This window comes from Sodalis sp. RH14 (assembly GCF_047324285.1).
In the GTDB taxonomy this organism is placed as follows: domain Bacteria; phylum Pseudomonadota; class Gammaproteobacteria; order Enterobacterales; family Enterobacteriaceae; genus Acerihabitans.
Genome location: NZ_CP178739.1, coordinates 5,497,001 through 5,521,517 on the forward strand (window position 1 = coordinate 5,497,001; position 24,517 = coordinate 5,521,517).

The window sequence follows — 24,517 nt, forward strand, 5'->3', positions numbered from 1 at the left end:
CGTGGCAATGCGCCGGCCTGGGCGTTGGCCCGGCGTTGGCCGCCGCCCGGGCGCCGCCGGATTCGCCCGCGGTTATTCCGGAACCACCCAGCGCACCAGCGTATGGCCGTGTCCGGTGGGCACCAGCGCCTGGTGCAGCCAGGGCAACAGCTCGGTCATCTGTTGCTCCAGCATCCACGGCGGATTGATCACAATCATGCCCGAGCCGGTCATGCCGCGCTGGTCGCTGTCCGGCCTGACCGCCAGTTCGATTTGCAGGATGCGGCGGATGCCGGTTTTCTCAAGCGATGCCAGGATTTTTTTCACATGCTGGCGCAGCACCACCGGATACCACAGGGCGTAAATGCCGGTGGCGAAACGCTTGTAGCCCTCCTCAATGCCGGACACTACGTCGGGATAATCGGATTTCAGCTCATAGGACGGGTCCATCAGGATCATCCCGCGCCGGCTCTGCGGCGGCAGTTGGGATTTCAACTGGGCATAACCGTCGGCGCGCAATACTTCGGCGCGCGCGTCTTTCTGGAACTCATTGCGCAGCAGCGGATAATCGCTGGTATGCAGTTCCGTCAGGTGCAGCTTGTCCTGCGCGCGCAGCATCTGGCGCGCAATCAGCGGCGAGCCGGGGTAATAACGCAGGGTACCGCTGCGGTTATAATGACGGATTACCGTCAGGTAGGGGTCCAGCAGCGCCGGACAATCGTCCCGCTGCCAGATCTTGCCGATGCCATCCAGGTATTCCCCGGTGCGTTCGGCGCGCTCGCTGCTGAGCAAATAGCGCCCGGCGCCCGCATGGGTATCAAGATAAAGGAAAGGTTTTTCTTTTTCCTTCATGGCCGTCAGGATCAGACTCTGGACGGTGTGTTTCAGCACATCGGCGTGATTACCGGCATGAAAACTGTGGCGATAACTTAACATAGTGTTTTGCGCTTTCAGATGATGTTGTTATTTACAGTATAATCAGTGCGTTACCGAAAGTGACTACTGTGCGTCGTTGCGGTGCTGAAGATTTACGGCCCTAACGGCAAGACAGGTACGGGGCGCGCTACAGGGCACAGCATATCATGGGCGCTAGTATAAACCGCCTTGGGGATAAAAAGGGAAAAGCATTGCCCGCGACCTGCGGGCTTTTTTATGCCTGGATAGCGCCAGAGCGGGGGAAAACGAGGGGGAAAACCAGGTAAAGCCTGCCGATGGGCGTTAACCCATCGGCAGGAAAAGGCGTTAGTTATGCAGCATGCTGCCGACGATAATGGACGTTATCACTCCGGTCGCCACCGCCATCAGTACATAATTACCGTCGATATAGGCCCATTGCTCGCCTCTGGGCGGCTCGTACAGGCCACGGCTACGCCAGTCATCAACGCGGTAATGTTCGCGGTAATAGCGCGGTACCGGATGTCCGCGCCTGAAATCATGGCCGTTCCAGGCGAAATGGTCGCGTTCACGGCCGCGCGGGCCGCCCCGGTCGCCATGGCCCCGGTTATCATGGCCGCCCCGGTTGTCATGGCCGCCTTGTCCGCCCGGGCCGCCATTACCGTGATGGTCGCCGCCCCCGTTGCGGGGCTGCCAATCCTGGCCGTCGTGTCCGCCGGGACCGTCGGCGTATGACGCTGTCGGGAGGCAGGCGCTTGCTGAAATTAATGTGATTACCATTAGCAGCGTAGATTTTTTCATTTTTTGTCACCCTCAATTAAGCGACTGCTTCGCCAAGCCAGTAAGCACACTATCAGCGAGATCAGACGGGACGACATCAGGAAATATCTTAAAAAAATGCCCTACTGACAATGATTTACCGCCCTTATCGCATTCCTTACATATGTGAAGGTAATGCGGGCGCCCCCCGGCTATAAGCCATGGTTAAACGCGCGCGGCATAGTGTCCGGCCCCGGTGGTGATGCCGCGGGAAGGAACCGGCTTCCTTAGGCGTTACGCATGACGCTATCCTTGAAAATCCAGTATCCGGCCGTCGGCCAGGGTTGCGCGCAGGCCTTGGGCGGGAATATCCGCAAAGGCGCTTTGGCTGAAGTTGGCGACAATCACCGACCCGTCGCTAAACGTGGTTTGCTGCACCCAGCCGGCGTCGTCCAGCCAGCGGAAACCCGTCAGCGCTTGATTCCACAGTGCGGTATGCAGCGGGCGGAAGACAGCATCCGTTTTGAGTATTTCCGGTAGTCTGGCGGCGAGCGTGGCGCGATTAAGATGATACATCGGTGCCGTGTTATACAGCCCGCTAAGCAAGGTCCGGGTCGTTGTCACCTCGCTTAATTTGAGGTTGTCGGTGTGCCAGTGATGGCTGCTGATAAGGGCATCGTGAAAAACGGCCTGATAAAGCGGGATACGATTGCGCGGGTCGAATACAACGCTGCGATAAGGCTCCTTCACCTTTGCCGGGGCAAAAAAGAATGCCGGCTGGGCATCCGGCCACCAGGCGCCGAGATACCAGGGGGAACGGCGATCCTGATACATATCCTTGCGGCCCCAGCCAAATCCCCAGGTCTGGGTGCCATGCGCAAACATCAGCTGACCGGCATTGGCCGCGTTGCCGTCCTCTGATCCCAAGGGCAGTTTAAAGGTGGTATTAAACCAGGCCATGCGGGCATTGCGGGCGGCAATGGTGTGCTGCGCGCCGCTCGGGTGGACCGGATGATAGTCATCCGAGGCCATGCCGGTGCCGTCGACATCCAGGAACAGGCTGTTCAGATTCCCCAGATGCATCAGTTCGCTTATTCTTCGCTGCGAAAAGGACAGCATACAGCTGGGGTTAAGATAATACCCTTTTTGGCCAAAACCGGGCTTTTTGCCGCCATGCGCTTCCACGATGGCGCAGTTTTCGCGCAGCGCCGCGGGTATCTGCGCGCTTAACCAGCTGTCATTAACGCCGCGCGGGATAGCCGTATCGTATGAATCATAGGTGGCGATCAGATAGCCTGATTTTTTTGCCAGCGCCACCGCCCGCGCCGCCATAAAATTAGCGGTCCACTTTTCCGTTGCCAGCCATAACCGCGGCAGCCCCGCCTGATGCAATGCGGTTATCAATGGCGTGCTTAACCCCTGGCCCCAGGCTGCGGCAGGGGCAAGAAAGGGGCCCAGGCGCTGTTCGGCGAGCCGGCGTATGGCGTTGGCCTGTGCCTGCTGCGCCGGCAGGAAATCAGGATCATCGGGCGTGGCGTTAACAGGAACGCTGTCGATTAAGGCTGCGTTCAGCGCGGCGGTCAGCGAGGCTTGCTGCCATGGCTGCGGAATCCGGGTTTTAACGGTCTCAAGGGTTTGCCTGCCCTCTTTATCGATTTTATCCCACAGGGATAATCCCCCTGGCGATTGCAGATACAGCGCCAGTCCGGGCCAGTCAATAACATCGGACACATCGAGCGGGCCGTTGCCCCATAGATAAACATGGGTGGCCCCGATCAGTTTTTCGCCCTCCGGCGCCAGGCGGATTTTATCCTGTAATGATGTGAACTGACCGGTTTGCTGCAGATATTGCCGATAGCGCAAGGCGCCGGAAAGCTCTGAACGCCCCGCATAAAGCAGGACCTGCAAAGGCTGATGTTGATTAAATCGATTGAATTCATGCGCGGCGACCATCTTCACCGCGGTTTCTGCGCCGGAAAATGCCACCTCATTATGCATCGGCGTGAGTAAGAGCCAACTGACGACCTGGCCGCCCTGCAACTGGCTCCATAACGGCAGTTTTAAATCCATATTGGTATTGAGCGATGACATCTCGCCCAACAGATACTGTTGCCAGTGCGGATCCCTAAGTGACACCCGGCTGCCTTCGGCCAGCGGCAACAGCAGTGTTTCCACCGGCTCGGGCAGGGAAAACCAGGTAAAGCGCTGTGGCTTGGCGGTCGTGAAATCGAGATATAATTCGTTTTCCCCCAGCCGCAGGGCGACGTTCATTGCGCGCTGCGGCCAGTGCCAGCTGGCCTGGGTGGGGCCGTGGCTCAATGCAGTGACTTTCTCCGGCGCCTGCGGCTGATTTACGGGCATATTGCCGATACGGACGGCAAGCGTGGACGGGTCGACGGTAAAGATCATGTCATCGCGTTGCAAGGTTAACGCGCTGGCCGATCCCGCCAGCAGTAACAGGCCGCAGGTCACGCTTTTGGCCAGGCAATGCCATTGCCCGGCGAGGCGGGGCGTCTTGTTCATGATGTCACCTCGGAATACCGCGTTACTATTTTATATTTATAGGGGGAATGCTTGTGTTGCTTCAGCCGGATTTGGCGATGTCGTGAACCCTAGCATGGCGGCGTGGCAATGCCATTTACTTTACTCAATACGGCTTTTCTGTTAATGGATCGTTTAAATTTTTTCCAGGTAATTTATTGAAAGGATGGGGTTATCATGCGGATTGTTCTTGCGGACCGTTATCCCGGCGCCCAATTCTGGGCTTTTGGCGACAGCGCCGAGATGGCCGATACTCTGCTGGCCCTGGTCCTGCGCGGCGAAAAAACCGCGTCCTGCTGTTCTTATACCGCTTTCCGGCAGGACGGGGCCCCGGCTGTCGGCGGTTATCATGTGATACTGGACGGCGCCGACAATCCCGCCTGCGTCATCCGCACCGTGGCGCAACGGTTGGTGCGTTATTGCGACGTGACCGCCGACATGGCCGCCCTGGAAGGCGAGGGAGATAAGAGCCTGGACTACTGGCGGGCGGCGCATCGGGATTTTTTTCAGCGCGAGGGCGGCTTTTCACCGGAGATGCTGCTGGTATTCGAGCAATTCACGCTGATAGAAAGACTTCAATGAAAAACGGCATATCGCCCGCAGCCGCCGTCCCCGGGCCGGGATGGCGGGGTATTTCCCGCACGGCGCCATGCCTTGCCGGCCATCCAAGCCGGCGGGGGCGGGCGTTTAACGCAGGTTAGGATTGCTCATCACGCTATACCGGCCGCAGCCCAACAGCGCTATGGCGATGCCGGCGAACAGGTAAACGGCGATAACCTCAAAACCCCAGCCGCCCACTTTGTCCAGGGTCAATATCATGCCCGGATTGGTAATCAGCCAGGCAAAGAGCATGGTAAAACAAAATACCAGCGCGGCGGGGCGTACCAGGATGCCGAGGATAAACAGCACCGGCACCACTATCTCGCCGAGAAACACACCGTAGGCAACAAACGCCGGCATGCCGTGCCGCTCCACCATGCCGACGATACCGTCAATACCATAGATCGCTTTATGGATGCCATGAAGCATCATCATGCCGCCAAAAGCGACGCGCAGCACTAATCTTCCTAAATCCGGTTTATCCAGCATACGGTTAAAAGCAGCAATCATTTTACACCATCCCATTTGCAATAAATTTGAATGATTATCGTTGTAACCATTATTACTCTTTTCAGCGACAAAAGCCCACCGCTTAAATGAGCCAGATCAACCAAATAGCAGCAATAACGAAAATAAATTTCCCCTACGGCCGCGGGGCATATTGGCATCCCTCAGCCTGGGGTGTGGGGCGGCAACCGCGCTGTTCTCTCCCCGCGCCGCCGCTATTTTCCACGGGCCGTTAGCCGTCGGCGGCGTTAACGGCATAACACATTCCGTTGCCCGCCATTGATTTTCGCTATAGTTAGCCTCATGTTACTTTCATATCTTTTAAACAATGATCAGGGCCGCGCTATGACAAATCCGTTGTTGACTCCATTTTCCTTGCCGCCGTTTTCCGCCATTCTTCCTGAGCATATCGTCCCGGCGGTAAAATCCGCCCTTGCCGACTGCCGACAGACCGTTGAGCGCATCGTTGCGCTATCGGGTCCGTATACCTGGGACACCTTATGCCAGCCGCTTGCGGAAGCGGACGATCGCCTGGGCCGCATCTGGTCGCCGGTCGGCCATCTGAACGCGGTGCAGAACAGCCCGGAGCTGCGCGAAGCCTATGAGCAAAGCCTGCCGTTATTGTCGGAATACAGTACCTGGGTGGGCCAGAACAAGGGGTTGTACGACGCGTATCGCGATTTGCGCAACGGCGAATACTACGATGAGCTGAGCGTGGCGCAAAAAAAAGCGGTTGATAACGCCCTGCGCGACTTCGAGCTGTCGGGGATCGGCCTTTCACCCGAGAAACAAAAGCGCTATGGCGAGATTGCCGCGCGCCTGTCGGAGCTGGGTTCGGCCTATAGCAATAATGTGCTGGACGCCACCATGGGGTGGAGCAAGCTGATTACCGACGAAGGCGAACTCGGCGGCATGCCGGAAAGCGCGCTGGCCGCGGCCCGCGCCCAGGCGGAGGCGAAGGGGCAGGAAGGCTGGCTGATTACCCTTGATATCCCCAGCTATCTGCCGGTGATGACGTATTGCGATAACGCCGCCCTGCGTGAAGAACTGTACCGCGCCTATGTCACCCGCGCCTCCGACCAGGGTCCCAACGCCGGCAAATGGGACAACGGCCCGATCATGGAGGAAATCCTGGCGCTGCGGCACGAATTCGCCCAACTGCTGGGTTTCGCCAGCTATGCCGATAAGTCCCTGGCGACCAAAATGGCGCAAAATCCGCAGCAGGTGCTGGATTTTCTCACCGATCTGGCCCGGCGCGCCCGTCCGCAGGGCGAGCAGGAACTGGAGCAGCTGCGCGCCTTCGCGGCCAAACACCACGGCCGCGATGCGTTAAATCCCTGGGATATTACCTACTATAGCGAAAAGCAAAAACAACATCTTTACGCCATCAGCGATGAGCAGCTGCGGCCTTATTTCCCCGAGCAGCGGGTGGTAAACGGCCTGTTTGAGGTGGTGAACCGCATCTATGGCATCACCGCCGAGGAGCGTACGGATGTGGATACCTGGCATCCCGAGGTGCGTTTTTTCGATTTGTTCGACGAACAGGGCGAGCTGCGCGGTAGTTTCTACCTGGATTTATATGCCCGCGACAATAAGCGCGGCGGTGCCTGGATGGACGATTGCGTCGGCATGCTGCGCAAAGCCGACGGCAGCCTGCAAAAGCCGGTGGCCTACCTGACCTGCAATTTTAACCGCCCGGTCAGCGGCAAGCCGGCGCTGTTTACCCACGACGAGGTCACCACCCTGTTCCACGAATTCGGCCACGGCTTGCATCATATGCTGACCCGCATCGACACTCCCGGGGTTGCCGGCATCAGCGGTGTGCCCTGGGACGCGGTGGAACTGCCCAGCCAGTTTATGGAAAACTTCTGCTGGCGGCCCGAGGCGCTGGCCTTTATCTCCGGCCATTATGAAACCCACGAGCCGTTGCCCAAAGCCATGCTGGATAAGCTGCTGGCGGCGAAAAATTACCAGGCGGCCCTGTTTATCCTGCGCCAGCTGGAATTCGGCCTGTTTGATTTCCGCATGCATTTCGAATACAGCCAGGAACAGGGCGCGCGCATCCTGCAAACGCTGGCGGAGGTGAAACAGCAGGTGGCGGTCATGCCGGCGGTGGAATGGAGCCGTTTCCCCCATGCGTTCAGCCATATATTCGCCGGCGGTTACGCGGCGGGCTACTACAGCTATCTCTGGGCCGACGTGCTGGCGGCGGACGCCTGGTCGCGCTTTGAGGAAGAGGGGATCTTCAATCGGCAAACCGGCCAGTCGTTCCTGGACAATATTCTCTCGCGCGGCGGTTCCGAGGAGCCGATGGCGCTGTTTGTCCGTTTCCGCGGCCGTGAACCCGAGCTGGACGCCATGCTGCATCATTACGGTATCCGCGGATAATGCCGCTGGAGCCGCTGGCGCTGCGTTGTGAACCGGGCGTGGACAAGGCGCGTTTAGCGGCCCTGGCTGAACGCTGGGGCCTGCTGCACGATGCGTCGGCGGTGATGGAACTGGTGCTGACGCCGGAGCGCCTTGAGCTGCGCAAGCGCGATGAGCCGAAGCTCGGCGCCATCTTCGTCGATTTTACCGGCGGGGTAATGGCACATCGCCGCCGCTTCGGCGGCGGACGCGGCGAAGCCATCGCCCGGGCGGTGGGTGTAAAGGGTAAAACGCTGCCGGACGTGGTGGACGCGACGGCGGGCCTGGGGCGCGATGCGTTTGTCCTGGCGTCCCTCGGCTGCCGTGTGCGCATGTTCGAGCGCCATCCCGTGGTGGCGGCGCTGCTGGACGACGGGCTGCAACGGGCCTATGACGACCCGGAGGTGGGGACATGGCTGCGTGAGCGCCTGACGCTGGTGCACGGCTCCAGCCTGATCGGGTTAACCGGGCTGCGGCCGCGTCCGGATGCGGTTTATCTTGATCCGATGTTTCCGCACCGGCAGAAAAGCGCGCTGGTTAAAAAAGAGATGCGGGTGTTTCAATCGCTGGTGGGCGCCGACGAGGACGCCGACGAACTGCTTCTACCCGCGCGCGCGCTGGCGACCCGGCGGGTGGTGGTCAAACGCCCGGACTATGCTCCGCCGCTGGCGGGCATTGCCGCCCAGGCCCATATCACCACAAAAAATCATCGTTTCGATATCTATACCCCGCAAGCAATCCCCGCAGAGCAACAGGTTACGGCGGATTAAACCCGCCGGAGAGGCGCAATATCGGGGTGAAACCATGCATGCGCCGGCCCCCGCCCCGCAGGGCGGAGGCTGTGCGCATCAACACGCTTAATCCTCGTAGACTTCTTCGTCGTTCAACGGCACGATCAGCATATCCACATGGACGGTGTTGATCAGCTGGCGGGCCGACGACATCAGCTTGCTCCAGAAATCCTGATGATGTCCGCACAGGACCAGATCGACATCGTACTTATTGATGGCATCCACCAGCACCTGGCCTAAATCGCCGCTGCCGCTGAGGATTTCGGCAATCGGATAATGGGCGTTCTGCGACAGCTGCGTCATCGCATTTTGGGTTTCCTCGGAGATGCGTTTTTGCATATCCCCGAGATTGACGTCGATAAGTCCGGTATAGAGATCGGAATAATTGACGTCAACATGGATCAACGAAATCTTCGCGTTGTACGGTCTGGCCATCGATACTGCTTTTTCCACCAACACATTGCTTTCCGGTGAAAGGTCAACGGCGATAAGGATGTGTTTATAAGACATAATCAGACTCCTTGCAAAATGTCACTCGTTAACTCCGCGCGACGTGGGTACTCATCCGGCATGTCTGTGACGCCTTAAGTTTAACACTCGGCGGCGTTCCAGAAGTGATGCCGTGATCACACCTATCCGTATGATATTTATCAACCCGCCCAGCATTTTCGGCTGGGGCGATACTCCGGCGGTAAAACCTTAACAGCAATAACTAACATAATTGAATTATAATTATTAATTTTTCAACGCACTAAATTTAGTATAGCTTTTATTAGAAAGGGCATCGCGCATTATCCGGGGAGGATGCGACGTAGCCCGTATGCCGGGGTGACCCGGCAAGGCGCGGTCGCGTTGCTGAAAAAAAACCGGCTAAAAGAACAATTTTTGTCGCTTCGATTGCTTTCTTTAGACAAACTTTTCTACACTCAATATTGCAAGGTCCGGCAGTATTTTTACTGCGTATATCCATTCTCGGTTATATCAATTTTTGGGGTGGGCTTCTTCAGCTCTGTGGTTAGTTGCTATCGCGCGTAAACCGCTGCCGGCCCGGATGTCGGAAGGTTGTGTGGAGTCGCGTTGCCGGGGGGGATTTATGATCAACACCGTTGCGCTTTTCTGGGCTTTATGTGTCGTCTGTGTCGTTAATATGGCGCGTTATTACTCATCGTTGCGGGCATTGTTGGTGGTACTGCGGGGGTGCGATCCGCTGCTCTACCAGTACGTGGACGGCGGCGGGTTTTTCACCGCGCACGGACAGCCCAGCAAGCAGCTCAGGCTGGTACGCTACATCATTGCCCAGCGGTATCTCGATCATCACGATCCGGAATTTATCCGCCGCTGCGAGCGGGTGCGCCGGCAATTTATGCTGACCAGCGCGCTGTGCGGATTCATCGTCGTCAGCCTGATTGCCCTGGCTATCTGGCACTGAGACGTAAAGAAACCGTGCTGGGAATCAAACAATTAAAAAGGCGACCCGCAGGCCGCCCTTTTCACTACGCCTGCCGGATGCGTTAAATCAGCTTCAATGCCAGCCAGTAAAGACTACCCGAGAGCACGATAGCCACCGGCAGGGTGAGTACCCACGCCAGCAGGATATTTTGCACGGTCTTACCCTGGACGCCGCCGCCGTCCACCAGCATGGTGCCCGCCACCGCGGAGGACAATACATGGGTGGTGGAAACCGGCATGCCGGTATAGCTGGCGGCGCCGATGGACACGGCGGCGGTCATCTGCGCCGACAGTCCCTGCGCGTAGGTCATGCCCTTCTTGCCGATCTTTTCGCCGATGGTGGTGGCAACGCGCCGCCAGCCAATCATGGTGCCCAGCGACAAGGCCAGCGCCACGGCAACGATAATCCACAGCGGCGCGTACTCCACGGTTGCCAGCAGATCCTTACGCAAATTATTCAGGAAGCGTTTATCTTCGCCGGTGGTTTGCGGCAGCTTGGCGGTCCGGTCCGCGGTATCGGCGACGCACATCAACAGGCGGCGCACATGCGCGCGCTCGAAGGGCGTGATCTTATCGTAGCTCTGCAAATTATCCAGCAGCGCCATGGCGCGGGTGATGGCCAGCAGCGCCCGGGAACTGTCGCAGTGAAACTCGGCCGGCGTGGACGGCAGGGCGTTGACATCCGGCGTCGGAATCGCCGGCGGTTCGGCGTTAACCACCTGCGGCAGGGCGCCTTGATGCTGCAGGTAAAATTGCTGCAGGTTGCCGACCGCGTCGCGGGTGCGGGCGATATCATAGCCGGTGGAATTCATATTCACCACGAACCCGGCCGGCGCGACGCCTATCAATACCAGCATGATCAGGCCGATACCTTTCTGTCCGTCATTGGCGCCGTGGGCAAAACTCACCCCGGCGGCCGACAGGATAAGCGCAGTGCGGGTCCAGAACGGCGGTTTGCGTTTGCCGTCTTTCTTCTCCCGCTCCGCCGGCGTCAAATGAATGCGGCGCCGTTTCGGGGTGCTGCTCCAGTAACGGCGCAGCGCGAAGACCATGATACCGGCCACCACCAGCCCGACGATGGGCGAAATGATCAGCGACAGGAAGATCTCGATAAGCTTCGGGATATTCAGCGCGTCCAGCACCGACGAGTCGGTTACCATGGCGTTGGTCAGGCCGATGCCGATAATGGCGCCAATCAAGGTATGCGAGCTGGAGGCCGGCAAACCGAAGTACCAGGTTCCCAGGTTCCAGATAATGGCCGCCAGCAGCATGGAAAACATCATTGCCAGGCCGTGGGTGGAGCTGACGTTTAGCAACAGGTCGACCGGCAGCAGATGCACGATGGCATACGCCACGCTCAGGCCGCCGAGCAGTACGCCGAGAAAATTGAAGATTCCCGACATGCCCACGGCCAGCTGCGAGCGCAGGGCACGTGTGTAGATTACGGTTGCTACCGCATTGGCGGTATCATGAAACCCGTTGATGGCTTCATATACCAGGACAAAAATCAATGCGAGCACCAGCATAAGACCGGTATGAAACTCCAGGCCGGTAAATAGATGTAGCATAGGGTTACGCCATAGATTGGACATGAACGGGGCGCATTATCTGCGACAACAGGGGCCGTGGAAAAGAGAAATATGACCTTTTTATGACATTTCTGTCAGCACTGCGCGGGCTTGTCCGCACTTTACTCTGTAAAATCATGAGGATAACTATGCTTACTGATTTTATCATCCTGTTACGTTGGCATAAGGCCACCGGGGACATTACAATCGGCCCCCGCGTGGAACGCACAATAGCCGGACGGACGCCCTTTTTCATGATTAAGCAGGCATAAGCAGAGAGCAAGTATGGTGGAACAGTTTGACGTAGTGGTGATCGGCGCCGGCGCCGCGGGCATGTTTTGCGCCGCGCAGGCCGGCCGGCTGGGCCGCAGGGTATTGCTGCTGGATAACGGCAAAAAGCCGGGACGGAAAATTCTCATGTCCGGCGGCGGCCGCTGTAATTTCACCAATTTGTATGTCGAGCCGGCGGCGTTCCTCTCGCAAAATCCGCATTTCTGCAAGTCCGCCCTGTCGCGTTATACCCAGTGGGACTTTATTGCCCTGATGCAGCAATACGGCATCGCCTGGCATGAAAAAACCCTCGGCCAGCTTTTTTGCGACGACTCGGCGCAGCAGGTGGTGGATTTGCTGCTCAAGGAGTGCGAATTGGGCCAGGTGACGCTGCGGTGTCGCAGCGAGGTAGGGGCCGTGGAAAAACGCGGCGATGATTTTTTCCTGACCCTGCCGGGCGGCGCCATCAAAACCGGCCGCCTGGTGATCGCGACAGGCGGCCTGTCCATGCCCGGCCTGGGCGCCACGCCCTTCGGTTATAAAATTGCCCAACAGTTCGGACTGCCGGTCATCCCCACCCGCGCCGCGCTGGTGCCTTTTACCCTGCATAAGCCCCTGCTGGAACAGTTAAGCGTGCTGTCCGGCATCGGCGTGCCCGCGGTGGTCGTTGCTGAAAACGGCGTCTCGTTCCGGGAAAACCTGCTGTTTACCCATCGTGGACTGTCGGGACCCGCCATATTGCAGATTTCCAGCTTCTGGCAAAGCGGCGAGTACCTGACGCTTAACCTGCTGCCTGATACCGATTTAGCCACGTTCCTGGCGGCTGAATTGCGCGAACACCCCAACCAAAGCCTGAAAAACACCCTGGCAAAACTGTTGCCGCGTCGTTTTGTCGAGATGTGGTTCGCCCTGCTGGCCATTCCGGAATGCACGCTAAAACAGCTCACCCACCGCCAGCAGGCCGATTGGGTTCTGGCCCTGCAGCAGTGGCGGGTGCAGCCGAACGGCACCGAGGGCTATCGCACCGCCGAGGTCACCCAGGGCGGCGTGGATACCCGCTATCTCTCGTCCAAAACCATGGAAAGCCGGCAGGTGCCGGGACTGTATTTTATCGGCGAGGTGGTGGATGTGATAGGCTGGCTGGGCGGCTATAACTTCCAATGGGCCTGGAGCTCGGCGTGGGCCTGCGCGCAGGCGCTGGGGGCCGCGGAACGCCATAACCCTGCCTGAGGGCCACGCGGTGACTTAACGCAGCCGCCTGATCTCATGATCCCGGTACTTGTAGTTACAGCGCAGTTCCACGCCTGCGGGGATATCAGCCAGCGTGAACACCGCGATAACCGATACCGTGCGCTTATTCGCCAGAATCGCCGGAAACCGGGCCATTTCCACATTATAGCCGGATCGCGCCTGGCGACAGGGACGGCCATGCTCGTCATATTCAACCAGGGTGTTTATTTTGGATATGATGCCGTCGCCGTCAAGAATGATCTCCTCTTCCTGATCATCGGCCGCTATGGATATCAGATAGTCATGATCGAAAACGGTTTTGTCGCACACCCCTTCCGGTACCAGGACACCGGCGTAGATTCCCACGCACGTCCCTTTCGCCAACGGCCTGGCGGCCATCACCCCCCATTGGCCGATAAGGGATTTTTCCCGCGCCGGCACATCGTGCCTGGTGAGCTTACGGCACTGCAACAAGCCTGCATAAAGCGCGGCCCGATCGGCGCCGCTCACATCTCCGCTGGCAAAGGGCACTACCTGGTCATTGGCATAGCGGTTATTGGCGGTGGTCGCCAGCGAGAAACGGTTGAGATGGATGATCGTCACGGCATTGCCGTCCACGTCCCGATAGGGCGGCAGGGCATCGAGACCGGTGTGATAACTTCTGTTCCTGGCAATGATGGTGCTGCGGATCTCGCTTTTCATAAAGTGGGTCAGCACGCCGTTCATAAACACCCGGGCAATCAAATGCGTCGCCGCGCATTCTTCTTCACTGGCCTGGTCGGGCGGTTGCCCGGCCCGGCCATCCACTAATTTAAGCGCGTGCAACCGCGCACTCCAATTCAAACCATGGCGGCGGTTAACGTGTATGCTCATTCCTGCAAGCGCGGCATGGTCTTGCGGCGTCATCAATTTGTCAGCCAATGCCCGGACACACTGCAGCCCGATACTGACCGCGCGATAGGGGTGCTTTTCCTTTTCACCCGCCTTACGCAAGGTACTTTCCAGAATGGCATGCCACTGGCGCCAAACCGGGCGGCACCGGTCACAGCAGTTCTCCGCCACCTTCAGGTGACTGGTTAGCCTGGACAGCCCGCCTGGCCGACGGACCTTGCCCGCCGGGAGGGAATGTATGGCGGGTGGGCCGCCGGGGGAATGAATATTGTACATACTAAGTGGACCTCCCTATCATCATTGCTGCGCGTCGCTTCTCTGCTTTACAGCCGGTAAGCCATGGACGTGGCTTTCATACGGAGCTTATCGGGAGGGGATACGCGGCACAACAAGGCCGGCTGACATAAGATTTTTCCCCGCGCCGGGTTCGCGGCTTCGCGTTTAGCCGCTATTGTTCATCAGGTTCTGTTATCGGCAGTGGTGTTATATTCCGGCGGCGTCAGGGAATAAATACGCAGTTCCTCACCGGCGGCGATGTTCCTTAAGGCAAATATCGCCAATACATAAATTTTCCTGCCATCCGCCAGTTCCGCCAAAAATTTGGCCGCCTCGACATTGCAGCTTTTCGCTGCGGGCTTATGCGCAGCCCTGGGATCGTCGTAAGCGAAACCGGCCCTTATTTTCGCCAAAATGCCATCACTGTCCAGATAAGTGTCAGGCCCGCCACACACTGAAATATCGACGATATATTCCATATTGAAAAACTGCCGGTGCGCCATAAGATATTCATCGACCAGCGTCCCTGACAGCACGCCTACGCAGGTATCCTTAGCGATCGGGCTGCGCGCCATCACCCTCCACTGTGGCGCCGCCTCCGCCTCCGGTCGCGACGGTTTATCCAATGCTGCATGGCGCAACATAACCTGCGCATATAATTTCAATCTCGCCAAGGGCGCCGTTGTCGAGGTTATAAACGGTTTAACCCCATCATTGGCGTAAACTTTGCCTGAAACGACTTTTTTTGAGTCGGCGCTGATGCTTTTTATTTTCAATATCGTGTCGTCCGAGCGACGAAACGGATAAAGGCCGTTCAGGAGGGGCTCGTAGCAGCGGCTTCGTTCCAATTGTGCCTGGTGGAACTTGGCGTGCAAAAATTCATCAAGCAAGCCTCTCATCAGTAGTTTGGCGAACAGATGAGTCGCTGCGCGTTCTTCCGGTTTTTGTTCATGCTGTTTTTTTCTGCCCGCAAGCGCAAAGATATGGTCGAGAAGCTGTTTTTCGTGCAGGTCGGTTACTAACAGGCTGACGCCAAGTATATTCTCGTCCGCCGCGCTCACCAGCCGTTCGGCAATGTCATATCTGGCCTGCATGCTATGCAGCATCCTTGCCGGTGGATGCGGCGCGGTCAGCATGCCGTCCTCCATTTTAGCGACTTCCTGATTCCATCTTTCCCAGAGGGTCGCGCATCTTTCACAGCAATTTTGTATCCGGGCAAAATGGCTCGCGATCCGGGTTAACGCCTTTGCGGGTTGCGGTGCCGACAGGCTGCGCAAGGTGATAAATTCCTTGAGATAGGGCGAAGCGATTTGGTCCATCATCCGTTCCTGTTTTTATCGTCATAAGGTGGAGCTAAAGCTAAACGGCTAAAACAGGGCTGGCAAGCAGTCTGGCGGGAGAGAGTTTTTGCCCTGCGGCAAGAGAGGGAGAGGGTTGAGACAACGTTATCTGCGGGCATCAGGCCACAGACGCCGCCGCGTATTTCACGGCGCGATGATGACAGCTTTCCGGCCTGGAACAATACTCTGATCTCTTACCGCAACTGAAGGGGTTGTCGGCGGGCTGTCCGGTATTTTAATCCAGGATTTTTAACGCCAGCGCCACCAGCTCCGCCATGTCGTCAAGCGAGCGGCCGGTTTTCCCCACCACCCGCATCCCAAGCAGGATGGTTAACATCATCCTGGCGGCGGCCGCGCTGTTAACGCCGGGTTTAATTGAACCGTCGGCCTTGCCCTGATCAATCAGCGCCGCCAGCAGGTTTTCATTGCCTCGCAGCGTCCCGGCGACAGCCTCCGCCAGTGCCGGATCAAAGGTATCCAGCCCGATGGCGCTGCCGACGACCAGGCAGCCGCGTTGTCCTTCAATATCATGGGATGATTCGGCGTAAAACCGCAGTACCGTGCGCAGGCGCTCGCGGCCGGTGGCGACGGCGGCGAGCCGGTCGGCCAAATCCGCGTTACGCAGGGACGTATAACGATCGAATGCCGCCAGGAACAGAGTGCGCTTATCGCTGAAGGCTTTGTAAATACTGCCGGCCGACAACCCCATCGCCTGGGCCAGATCGCTGATGGAGGCGGCGGTGTAGCCTTTGGATCTGAAGATCAGGATGGCCTGATCAAGCGCCAGGTCCATCGCGAACCCGCGCGGTCGCCCGGGGCTGCGGGCGTGGTGGGGAACAGTGTCTGTATTCATTGTGCCATTATAAGGAAATGGTCGTTTCCCAAACAAGGGTTATTTTACACCCTATGGCGCGGCGTAGCCGCCATAAAGACGCCGGCCAGGATTGCCAGCGTGATGGCAAAATAGCCCACGCCATGCCAGCCGGCCCGTTCCCAGGCCATCATCGCGCCCATGGAGCCCAGGGTGCCGCCGAGGAACATGCCGCCCATAAACAGGGTGTTTACCCGTCCCTTGGCTTCTTCCCGCAGACCGTAGATGACATGCTGGTTGGCGACCAGCGCGCTCTGTACGCCGAGGTCGAGCAAAATCACACCGACCGTCAGGCCGATAAGCGACGTCCAGCCCATAAATACCAGCCAGGCAATCAGCGTCAGCGCGGCGCCCATGATAATCACGGGGCGTCCGCCGAGGCGATCGGCCATCCTGCCGGCGGCCGGAGCGGCAAATACGCCCACCGCGCCCACGACCCCGAACAATCCGGCAATACCGGATCCCAGATGGTAGGCCGAATGATCCAGATAAATAGCCAGGATAGTCCAGAAGGCGCTAAAAGAGGCAAACAGCGCGGCTTGGGTCAGGGTCGCCTGGCGCAGGCGCGGCTCTTCGCGCCATAAGTGGATCAGGGAAGCCATCAGCGCCGGATAGCTCAGGGCGGCGTGCGCCGTCGCGGTCGTTTTAGGCAGCATGCGGTACATCAGCAGCGCGCCGAGCAGCGCCAGCGGCACGCCCAGCAGGAACATGGCGCGCCAGCCGGCATATTCGGCCACTAGGCCGGCCAGGGTGCGGCTCAGCAGAATACCGCTTAACAACCCGCTCATCACGCTGCCCACCACCGCGCCGCGCCGGGCGGGAGAGGCCAGGGTCGCCGCCACCGGCACGATCTGCTGCGCCGCCGTGGCGCCAATGCCCAGCAATAGCGACGCGCCCAGCAGCGTCCAGCCCGTAGGCGCGAACGCCGCCAGCAGCGAGGCTAGCGCCAGCATCAGGAACTGCAGCACAATCAGCCGGCGCCGTTCAAACAAATCGCCCAGCGGCACCAGCAGCAGCAGCCCGGCCGCGTAGCCCAGCTGGGTGATGGTCGGTATAAGGCCCGGGGCAGACTGACCGGGAAAACTCGCCGCGATCACCACCATCATCGGCTGGTTGTAATAAATATTCGCCACGGCGATGCCGCTGGCCGCCGCCATGGCGAAAATCAACAGTTGGCTGATGACGCCGGTTTGCCTCTGGGAGGCATTGGTTACAATAGACATGATTTTTTCCGTCAAGTGAAATGCCGTCGCCACCGCGACGACCGTTGACGTTAAGACTACCGGTCGGCGGAATGCGCCGGTAGACCGCGGGAATCGATAGCTTTTATTCCGCTGGGGAATAGGTGGTGTACAGCGCGGCGGCGGGCCCCGGCCCGAGGATAGCGGCGAAATACTCGACGAATGCGCGCGCCTTGGCGCTGGCCAGACGGCCGGTGGGAAATACCGCCCACAAATCCATCATCGGCAGATGCCAGTCGTCGAGCACCGTGATCACTTCGCCGCGCGCCTGCTCCGGGGCGAACATCCAAAGCGATGCCATGGCCAGGCCAACGCCCGAGCGCACCAGGGTGCGAATACCCTCTGCGGCCGAGACCTGTACCCGTCCCTGGGCATTGATGGTGCGCGTCTCTTCGCCACGGGTAAAAACCCATCGCGCGCCGCCGCCCCGGCTTTGGGTGTAGACCACCGCCTGGTGGCCGAGGAGATCCTCCGGTTTAACGGGTTTGCCGCAGCGGGCAAAATACGCCGGCGTGCCGACAATCTGCAGCGGCGCCGAGCTGAGCTTGCGCGCAATCAGGCTGGAGTCGCTGAGCGCGCCCAGGCGCAGCGCCACGTCGATCCCTTCGGCAATCAGGTCGATATTGCGGTCATCAAGCACGACGTCGACGTGCAGTTCGGGATGACGGGACAAAAAAAGACCGAGGTGCGGCAAGACATTCATCCGGGCAAAGGTCACCGGCGCGCAGATCCGCAACCGGCCGGTCAAACCGTGGCCCGCGCCGCGCGCCGACGCATCGGCGTCATTGATGTCGTCGATGGCCCGTTTGGCGCGCTGGTAATACTCCTCGCCCGCCGCGGTGGGGGTCAGGCCGCGGGTCGAGCGCAATAGCAGCCTGACGCCGAGCCGCTCCTCCAGTTGCGCGATGGTCTTGGATACCGCCGGCTGGCCGATGGCAAGCCGGCGGGCGGCGGCGGAAAAAGAGCCGGTTTCCACGACATAGACCAAAGCTTCCATCGCCGCTAATCGATCCACGCTATTCCTCCGGGGAATGGGATATCACTGCCCGCAGTTTACCCGTCTTAAGCCGTAATCCGCCAGTGCCGGGTGAGGTGCGCCCCGGGGGCATCGCTAATCAATTTGGGGGTGCTGAACCGCCAGCGCCTGCCGTTTGATTTCCAGCTCCTTGATTTGACTATCGATATCCTCGATACGTTGCTCGATATTATCGTATTGTTCTTGCAACAGTTCCTTGGCTTCCGTTTTGTCCGAGGCCGCCGGCGCGGCGCCCTTCAGGGGCAGGTTGGCGGTTTCTTTCATATACAGCCCCGTCAGCAGGCCGATAACGGCGACCAGCATCAGGTAATAGGCGGGCATATACAGATTCCGCGTCTCCTCGACAATCCAGGCGATAAGCGTAGGCGTCAGGCCCGCCACCAGAATCGAGATATTGAACGAAATGGCCAGCGCGCTATAGCGGATATGCGTCGGGAACATGGCCGGCAAGGTAGAGGCCATCACGCCGGTAAACGCGTTCAGCAATACCGCCAGGATCAAGAGTCCCAGGAAAATTAGCCCGATAATCCCGCTGTTGATCATGATAAAGCAGGGAATAGCGCAAATAAACAACCCGATGCTGCCGCCAATCACAAAAGGTTTGCGTCCATACCTATCGCTCATCAGGCCGATAAGGGGTTGCACAAACAGCATGCCCACCATAATGGCGATAATAATCAGTACGCCGCGGTTTTCCGAATAATGCAGGCTATGGGACAGATAGCTCGGCATATAGGTCAGCAGCATGTAATAGGTGACATTCGTGGCAATAACCAGGCCTACGCAGCTCAGCAGGCTTTTCCATTGGGTGGTGGCTATCTCGCGAAAGGACACCTTGGGCGGCGCCTGGAGGGTGGTTTTGGCGTCTTTATCGATGCTATCGATATGCTGCTGAAAGGTGGGCGTCTCCTCCAGGGCATTACGCAGATAGATGCCGATAAGCCCCAGCGGCGCGGCCAGGTAAAACGGAATCCGCCAGCCCCAACTGATAAAATTGTCTTCTCCCACCATGCTGGAAATAAACACCACGCAACCCGCCCCCAACACGAAGCCGGCAATGGAGCCGAAATCAAGCCAACTGCCGAGGAAACCACGCTTCCTATCGGGAGAATATTCGGCGACAAAGATGGCTGCGCCGGAATATTCGCCGCCTACCGAGAACCCCTGCGCCAGTTTGGCCGTCAGCAATAGGATCGGCGCCCAGATGCCAATCGAGGCGTAAGAAGGGATAAGACCGATACAAAACGTACTGGCCGACATAATAATGATGGTTACCGACAGCACTTTCTGCCGTCCAAACTTATCGCCCAGCCCGCCAAAAAACAGGCCGCCCAGGGGCCTGACCAAAAACGGCACCGAAAAGGTCGCCAGCGCCGCGATCATCTGCACGCCGGCATTGGCGCCGGGAAAGAATACCTGTCCCAGCGCGTAGGCGACAAAACCATATACGCCAAAATCGAACCATTCCATGGCGTTGCCCAGCGCGGCCGCGGTAATGGCCTTTTTGAGCTTCACGTCGTCGATGATCGTGATGTCTTGTATTCGCATGGGTTTCATGCGTTTTTTTCTTAATAGCATTGCTCGGTTCCTCGGTCCATAAGCGCTCTCCCGACAGCCTGGACAGTCACTATGCCATGATGCCGGTAGGACTAAATTCGCGAGGAGTATAGTGTGAAATGACCAGGCTGGCAGAATATATCGTTCATTTCGTCAATTTAGCGGCCTGGTTGGCGCCAATGGCGGCATTTTTGGCGTTTTATTCCGCAGGTTTGATCCGCCGCCGGATTGCCGCAATGGGGCGGAGGCCGCGCCGGCCTTTATCGACGGGCCGCTGTGCCGATCGCCGCGTCATGTAAATCAAGGCGTTGCCAAAAATTCTGCTCGCCGTTGCCCCCGGACAGGGGATAGCCGTCCGCCAGGGCGGTTTTTACCAGCAACGCGCGTCGCTGCGCGCCGGAAAGGCCAGGCAGCGGCGCTTCCAGCAGCACCTCCGCGCCCGCGGGCACGCTGACGGGCCTGGCGGCGGTTTTCTGCGCCGGCAGGCCGTAGGTCATGGTATAGCGATAAAACGCCGTCATGGCGCTATCGCGATAGGGGTCGCTCCCGGCGTCGCTTTGGGCGCAAGCCGCCAGCGCCATGCCGCATTCTTTTTCCAGCGCGCCGCGCAGTTGGCTTTTGGCCTGCTCGAACAGCGCGCGGTATGGCGCGTCATTCAGGAAATGCGCCACGTTGCGCTCGGCAACCATCCGCGAACCAATGATATCCAATGGATAATGTACGCCCAGCACGATACGGGAATAGCCGTAACGGGCGCCGCGATCGAGAAGCGGCACAAACCGCTCGGGCAGCATCTCCGCCAGCAGCAGGGCATCGGTATAACCGGTATTGGTATGGCCGCTGGGAAAAGCGCCGGCGGTGGCGGTATAAGGATGGCCGTCTTTTACCACGCTGTCGTCCGGCACCAGATGGATTTGATTGGCCGGACGTAAAAAGGGCCGGTCATAATTAAAATGATCCTTGGCGGCCGAGGTACTGATTTCCGAGTTTTTGATTAATGCGGCGGCCTTGGCGATTTCGCCTTTTTCATAGGCGTCGAGAAAGGCTTTGCCCAGGCGCGGGCCCAACGCGTCGGCGAGGAAAAACAGGTAATTCTGCCCTTCGGCGTCCACCAGCGCCTGCCGGCGCTGTCCCTGGGTGGCGTCGCGGTTAATCTGGGTGACCGTGGCCAGGCTTTGCGCCTGTACCGCCGGCGATAACCGCGTGAATTCCTCCAGCAGCGCGATGTCGGCCTGCTGGTTCTGCTTGACGGCAAAATCATAACCGCTGGCGGCCAGCCACTGCTTATCCGCTTGTTTTGGCGTTTGTTTGGCTTTGTCCAATTGGGACCGGGCCAGCGTGGCGGCGCCGCCTTGCAGGGCCTGGCGCAAGTCCTGCTGGATACGCTGCTCAAGGGCGACAAATTGCGGATCCTGGCTGGCCGGCGTGGTGGCGTCGACGATGGCGACGGTGCGGCGCGGATCCAGGGTCGTGGACTGCGCCAGGGCCGGGCCGATAAATAATATCGCCGTGGAGGCGATAACCAGGGAAGTGAGAGAGCGCATGGCGAATCCTTCTGTTTTATTTCGCGGGGGAAAAGCAATTAACATCACGAAATAAAACTAGGCCGGATTTATGACAGTTTAATGTCAGCGGGGCACTGGCGATAAAAGGCGGTTTGCCGCCATGGCGCGGGCATCAGTTCAACCCGGCCGCGGCCGCGATATTATCCACCGAGGCCGGGCAGCGCGCCGTTGGCCGCATCCCGCTGCCTTTGCCGCAGCCGGCGTGCCAATTCGTCCGCGCGCATCAGTTCCAGCGCGCCGGTGGGACAGGCTTCGACACAGGCAGGTCCCCGCGCGCGCCCGCTGCAGATATCGCATTTGTGCGCCGTGGCCCGATACGACGCCGGCCGGGTCGCGGTCGCGGCCACGGAGACGGCGCTAACGGAAATCATGCCGTAGGGGCAGGCCAGCGCGCAGGATTTGCAGCCGACGCATAACGACTGCAGCACCTGGACGCTATTGTCGAGATAACGAATGGCGCCGGTGGGGCAGGCGTTGGCACAAGGGGCGTTTTCGCACTGGCGGCAAAGCACCGGCGTGGTGATGCGGGAGGTTTTGACCACCTTGAGGCGCGGCGCAAAATTCTGCGGACTGATGCCGCGTTCACCGCCGTGCGCCGTGGCGCAGGCGATCTCGCAGGTGCGGCAGCCGATGCACTGGCTGCTGTCGGCGATAATAAACTGGTTCATCGTTCGCTCCCGCCGCCCTTAGCGCACATGCAAATAACAGCTGATGCTTTCGGCGGCCTTGCGCCCTTCGGCGATGGCGGTCACGATCAGATCGGCGCCGCGCACGATGTCGCCGCCGGCAAAAATCTTGGCATTGCTGGTCTGGTAGGGATAGCCGGAGACCGTGGGCGCCACGACCCGTCCCTGCTTATCCAGCACCACGTTATGATCCGCCAGCCAGTTCATGCGGTGCGGCTTGAACCCAAACGCCATGATCACCGCGTCGGCGGCGATCAAATGCTCGGAGCCGGCCACCGGCACCGCCTGGCGCCGGCCGTTTTCATCCGGTTCGCCCATGGCGGTGGTTATCATGGTGACGCCGGTAACCCGGCCCGCCCCGTCGACTTCAATGCGCAGCGGCTGCTGGTTGAACATAAATTCCGCCCCTTCCTCACGGGCGTTTTTTACCTCGCGCTTAGAGCCGGGCATATTTTTTTCATCCCGGCGATAGGCGCAGATCACCTGGCGCGCGCCGTGGCGCAGCGACGTCCGCACGCAGTCCATGGCGGTATCGCCGCCGCCCAGCACCAGCACGGTTTTACCCTCCAGGCTGATATAGGTATGCTCGTCGGTATCGGGATATCCCATCAGGTGGCGGGTATTGGCGATCAGGAAAGGCAGGGCGTCGAGCACGCCTTCGGCCTGCTCGTTGTCAAGCCCGGAACGCATCGACTGGTACGTGCCGACGCCCAGGAACAGCGCATCGAACTCGCTTAACAGTTGCTCCATGGTGATATCCCGGCCAATTTCCGTATTGAGCCGGAATTCGACGCCCATGGCGCTGAAAATCTCGCGCCGGCGGCTCATAACGCTTTTTTCAAGCTTAAAGGCCGGGATGCCGAACGTCAGCAGCCCGCCGATTTCCGGGTACCGGTCGAATACCACCGGCGTAATGCCGTTGCGTACCAGGATATCGGCGCAGCCAAGGCCGGCCGGTCCGGCGCCGATGACCGCCACCCGTTTGCCGCTGGGTATCACCTGCGACATATCCGGCCGCCAGCCCATAGTGAACGCCGTTTCGGTAATATAACGCTCGATATGGCCGATGGTCACCGCTCCCTGGCGGTCGTTTAAGGTACAGGACTGCTCGCACAGGCGATCCTGTGGACAGACGCGGCCGCAGACTTCAGGCAGGCTGCTGGTTTTGTGGCTCAGTTCGGCCGCTTCCAGGATCCGTCCCTGATGGGCCAGCTTAATCCACTGTGGAATCGCGTTATGCAGCGGGCAGGTCCACTGGCAAATGGTGCGTTCGCCGCAGTTAAGGCAGCGCTCGGACTGTTCGCCAATCTGCGTTTCGTTAAACGGCTGGTAGATTTCGGCGAAACTGGTTTTGCGCTGTTCAAGCGGGATTTTGGCCGCTTCCAGCCTGGGCGTGCGCGGCATATCAAGCAGGTTAACCCTGGGATGCCGGCTGCGCGCCTGGCTTGCGGGCGGCGAGCTGACCGGGCGTGCGCCGGCCAGCAGGTAGCTGGCGGGATCTTTTAACGCGGCGGCGAAGCGCTTTTGCTGCTGACGCACGGCGATCTCCTGCTCATCCACCAATGTCAGTGCCTGTGTCGGGCAGGCGCCGACACAGGCGGGCGTGTAATTTTCCGCCGCGCACAAATCGCATTTTTGCGCCTCGGTTCTTTCATAGGCCTCGGCCAGACGCTGGCTGGCGGGCTGTACGGTCTCGGTCACCACCGTCATCATGCCGAACGGGCAGGCGATAACGCAGCTTTTGCAGCCGATGCATTTTTCCTGCAATACCTGGATGGAATCATGGCTGCGCACTATGGCGTCGTTGGGACAGGCGCTGGCGCAGGGGGCGTCTTCGCAATGATGGCAGGAAACCGCGATACTGGCTTTTGTGCCCTTGATGACCCTAAGCCGCGGCGTAAAGTATTCGCGTTTGCTGGGGAACTGGCCGCCATGATGGGCAACAACACAGGCCACTTCGCAACTGCGGCAGCCGATACAGGTTTCTGACTCTGCCACGATAAATCGGTTCATACGTCTTTCCTGCCGCGGTAGGCCCCACGGCGCAGCGTTATAGGTAT

At 59.1% G+C, this 24,517-nt stretch carries 20 protein-coding genes; 5 read left to right on the forward strand and 15 right to left on the reverse strand.

What is annotated here, in order from left to right; all coding sequences use genetic code 11:
- Positions 1-72: 72 nt before the first annotated feature.
- The 3 genes from ACL2XQ_RS25040 to ACL2XQ_RS25050 form a co-directional block, all read right to left on the reverse strand.
- On the reverse strand, positions 73-915 hold the full coding sequence (locus ACL2XQ_RS25040; RefSeq protein ID WP_410013045.1) for a 23S rRNA (adenine(2030)-N(6))-methyltransferase RlmJ: 843 nt from the start codon (positions 913-915) through the stop codon (positions 73-75).
- A 306-nt stretch (positions 916-1,221) separates the two neighbouring features.
- Positions 1,222-1,674 (reverse strand): RcnB family protein, encoded by a 453-nt coding sequence (locus ACL2XQ_RS25045; RefSeq protein ID WP_410013046.1) that lies wholly within the window; start codon positions 1,672-1,674, stop codon positions 1,222-1,224.
- Between the two features lie 264 nt (positions 1,675-1,938).
- A complete protein-coding gene (locus ACL2XQ_RS25050) occupies positions 1,939-4,155 on the reverse strand; it encodes a glycoside hydrolase (protein ID WP_413739812.1) in 2,217 nt (738 codons plus the stop codon).
- A gap of 195 nt (positions 4,156-4,350) precedes the next feature.
- Here ACL2XQ_RS25050 and ACL2XQ_RS25055 point away from each other — a divergent pair, with 195 nt between their 5' ends.
- Positions 4,351-4,755: an ASCH domain-containing protein gene (locus ACL2XQ_RS25055; protein WP_413727522.1), complete on the forward strand. Its 405-nt coding sequence runs from the start codon at positions 4,351-4,353 to the stop codon at positions 4,753-4,755.
- A gap of 105 nt (positions 4,756-4,860) precedes the next feature.
- Here the strand turns inward: ACL2XQ_RS25055 and ACL2XQ_RS25060 are convergent, their stop codons facing one another.
- Positions 4,861-5,283: a DoxX family protein gene (locus ACL2XQ_RS25060; protein ID WP_410013049.1), complete on the reverse strand. Its 423-nt coding sequence runs from the start codon at positions 5,281-5,283 to the stop codon at positions 4,861-4,863.
- Between the two features lie 342 nt (positions 5,284-5,625).
- On the opposite strand from ACL2XQ_RS25060, the gene prlC reads away from it, so the two are divergent.
- Positions 5,626-7,668, forward strand: a complete 2,043-nt coding sequence (prlC, locus tag ACL2XQ_RS25065; protein WP_410013050.1) for an oligopeptidase A — start codon at positions 5,626-5,628, stop codon at positions 7,666-7,668.
- Positions 7,668-8,456, forward strand: a complete 789-nt coding sequence (gene rsmJ, locus ACL2XQ_RS25070; protein WP_410013051.1) for a 16S rRNA (guanine(1516)-N(2))-methyltransferase RsmJ — start codon at positions 7,668-7,670, stop codon at positions 8,454-8,456. The genes prlC and rsmJ overlap by 1 nt, the downstream gene beginning before the upstream one ends.
- A gap of 87 nt (positions 8,457-8,543) precedes the next feature.
- Here the strand turns inward: rsmJ and uspA are convergent, their stop codons facing one another.
- Positions 8,544-8,987, reverse strand: a complete 444-nt coding sequence (uspA, locus tag ACL2XQ_RS25075; protein WP_162367300.1) for a universal stress protein UspA — start codon at positions 8,985-8,987, stop codon at positions 8,544-8,546.
- A 583-nt stretch (positions 8,988-9,570) separates the two neighbouring features.
- Between uspA and uspB the strand changes: the two genes are divergently transcribed.
- Entirely contained in the window at positions 9,571-9,906 is a 336-nt protein-coding gene (gene uspB / locus ACL2XQ_RS25080; RefSeq protein WP_410013052.1) for a universal stress protein UspB, read from the forward strand.
- A gap of 82 nt (positions 9,907-9,988) precedes the next feature.
- On the opposite strand, the gene pitA is transcribed toward uspB, so the two are convergent.
- Complete coding sequence (gene pitA / locus ACL2XQ_RS25085; protein ID WP_410013053.1) at positions 9,989-11,494, reverse strand: inorganic phosphate transporter PitA; 1,506 nt, start codon at positions 11,492-11,494, stop codon at positions 9,989-9,991.
- A 288-nt stretch (positions 11,495-11,782) separates the two neighbouring features.
- On the opposite strand from pitA, the gene ACL2XQ_RS25090 reads away from it, so the two are divergent.
- Positions 11,783-12,994, forward strand: a complete 1,212-nt coding sequence (locus ACL2XQ_RS25090) for an NAD(P)/FAD-dependent oxidoreductase (RefSeq protein WP_413740551.1) — start codon at positions 11,783-11,785, stop codon at positions 12,992-12,994.
- Between the two features lie 15 nt (positions 12,995-13,009).
- On the opposite strand, the gene ACL2XQ_RS25095 is transcribed toward ACL2XQ_RS25090, so the two are convergent.
- From ACL2XQ_RS25095 to aegA, 9 genes are all read right to left on the reverse strand, one after another.
- Positions 13,010-14,161 (reverse strand): hypothetical protein, encoded by a 1,152-nt coding sequence (locus ACL2XQ_RS25095; protein WP_413739813.1) that lies wholly within the window; start codon positions 14,159-14,161, stop codon positions 13,010-13,012.
- Between the two features lie 182 nt (positions 14,162-14,343).
- Positions 14,344-15,483 carry a hypothetical protein gene (locus ACL2XQ_RS25100; RefSeq protein WP_413721658.1) on the reverse strand — a complete coding sequence of 380 codons (1,140 nt, stop codon included), beginning with the start codon at positions 15,481-15,483 and terminating at the stop codon, positions 14,344-14,346.
- A gap of 253 nt (positions 15,484-15,736) precedes the next feature.
- Positions 15,737-16,354 (reverse strand): TetR/AcrR family transcriptional regulator, encoded by a 618-nt coding sequence (locus ACL2XQ_RS25105; protein ID WP_410013056.1) that lies wholly within the window; start codon positions 16,352-16,354, stop codon positions 15,737-15,739.
- A 44-nt stretch (positions 16,355-16,398) separates the two neighbouring features.
- Positions 16,399-17,595, reverse strand: coding sequence for an MFS transporter (locus tag ACL2XQ_RS25110; protein WP_413739814.1), 1,197 nt, complete (start codon positions 17,593-17,595; stop codon positions 16,399-16,401).
- A 103-nt stretch (positions 17,596-17,698) separates the two neighbouring features.
- The gene (locus tag ACL2XQ_RS25115) at positions 17,699-18,628 is read right to left on the reverse strand and encodes a LysR family transcriptional regulator (RefSeq protein WP_413739815.1); all 930 of its coding nucleotides are present in this window, start codon (positions 18,626-18,628) and stop codon (positions 17,699-17,701) included.
- Between the two features lie 96 nt (positions 18,629-18,724).
- Positions 18,725-20,227 carry a glycine betaine/L-proline transporter ProP gene (gene proP / locus ACL2XQ_RS25120; RefSeq protein ID WP_410013059.1) on the reverse strand — a complete coding sequence of 501 codons (1,503 nt, stop codon included), beginning with the start codon at positions 20,225-20,227 and terminating at the stop codon, positions 18,725-18,727.
- Positions 20,228-20,466: 239 nt separating this feature from the next.
- Positions 20,467-21,750 carry an acid phosphatase gene (locus tag ACL2XQ_RS25125; protein WP_413739816.1) on the reverse strand — a complete coding sequence of 428 codons (1,284 nt, stop codon included), beginning with the start codon at positions 21,748-21,750 and terminating at the stop codon, positions 20,467-20,469.
- A gap of 161 nt (positions 21,751-21,911) precedes the next feature.
- Complete coding sequence (locus ACL2XQ_RS25130; protein WP_410013061.1) at positions 21,912-22,439, reverse strand: 4Fe-4S dicluster domain-containing protein; 528 nt, start codon at positions 22,437-22,439, stop codon at positions 21,912-21,914.
- An 18-nt stretch (positions 22,440-22,457) separates the two neighbouring features.
- The gene (aegA, locus tag ACL2XQ_RS25135; RefSeq protein WP_413739817.1) at positions 22,458-24,470 is read right to left on the reverse strand and encodes a formate-dependent uric acid utilization protein AegA; all 2,013 of its coding nucleotides are present in this window, start codon (positions 24,468-24,470) and stop codon (positions 22,458-22,460) included.
- Between the last annotated feature and the right edge of the window lie 47 nt (positions 24,471-24,517).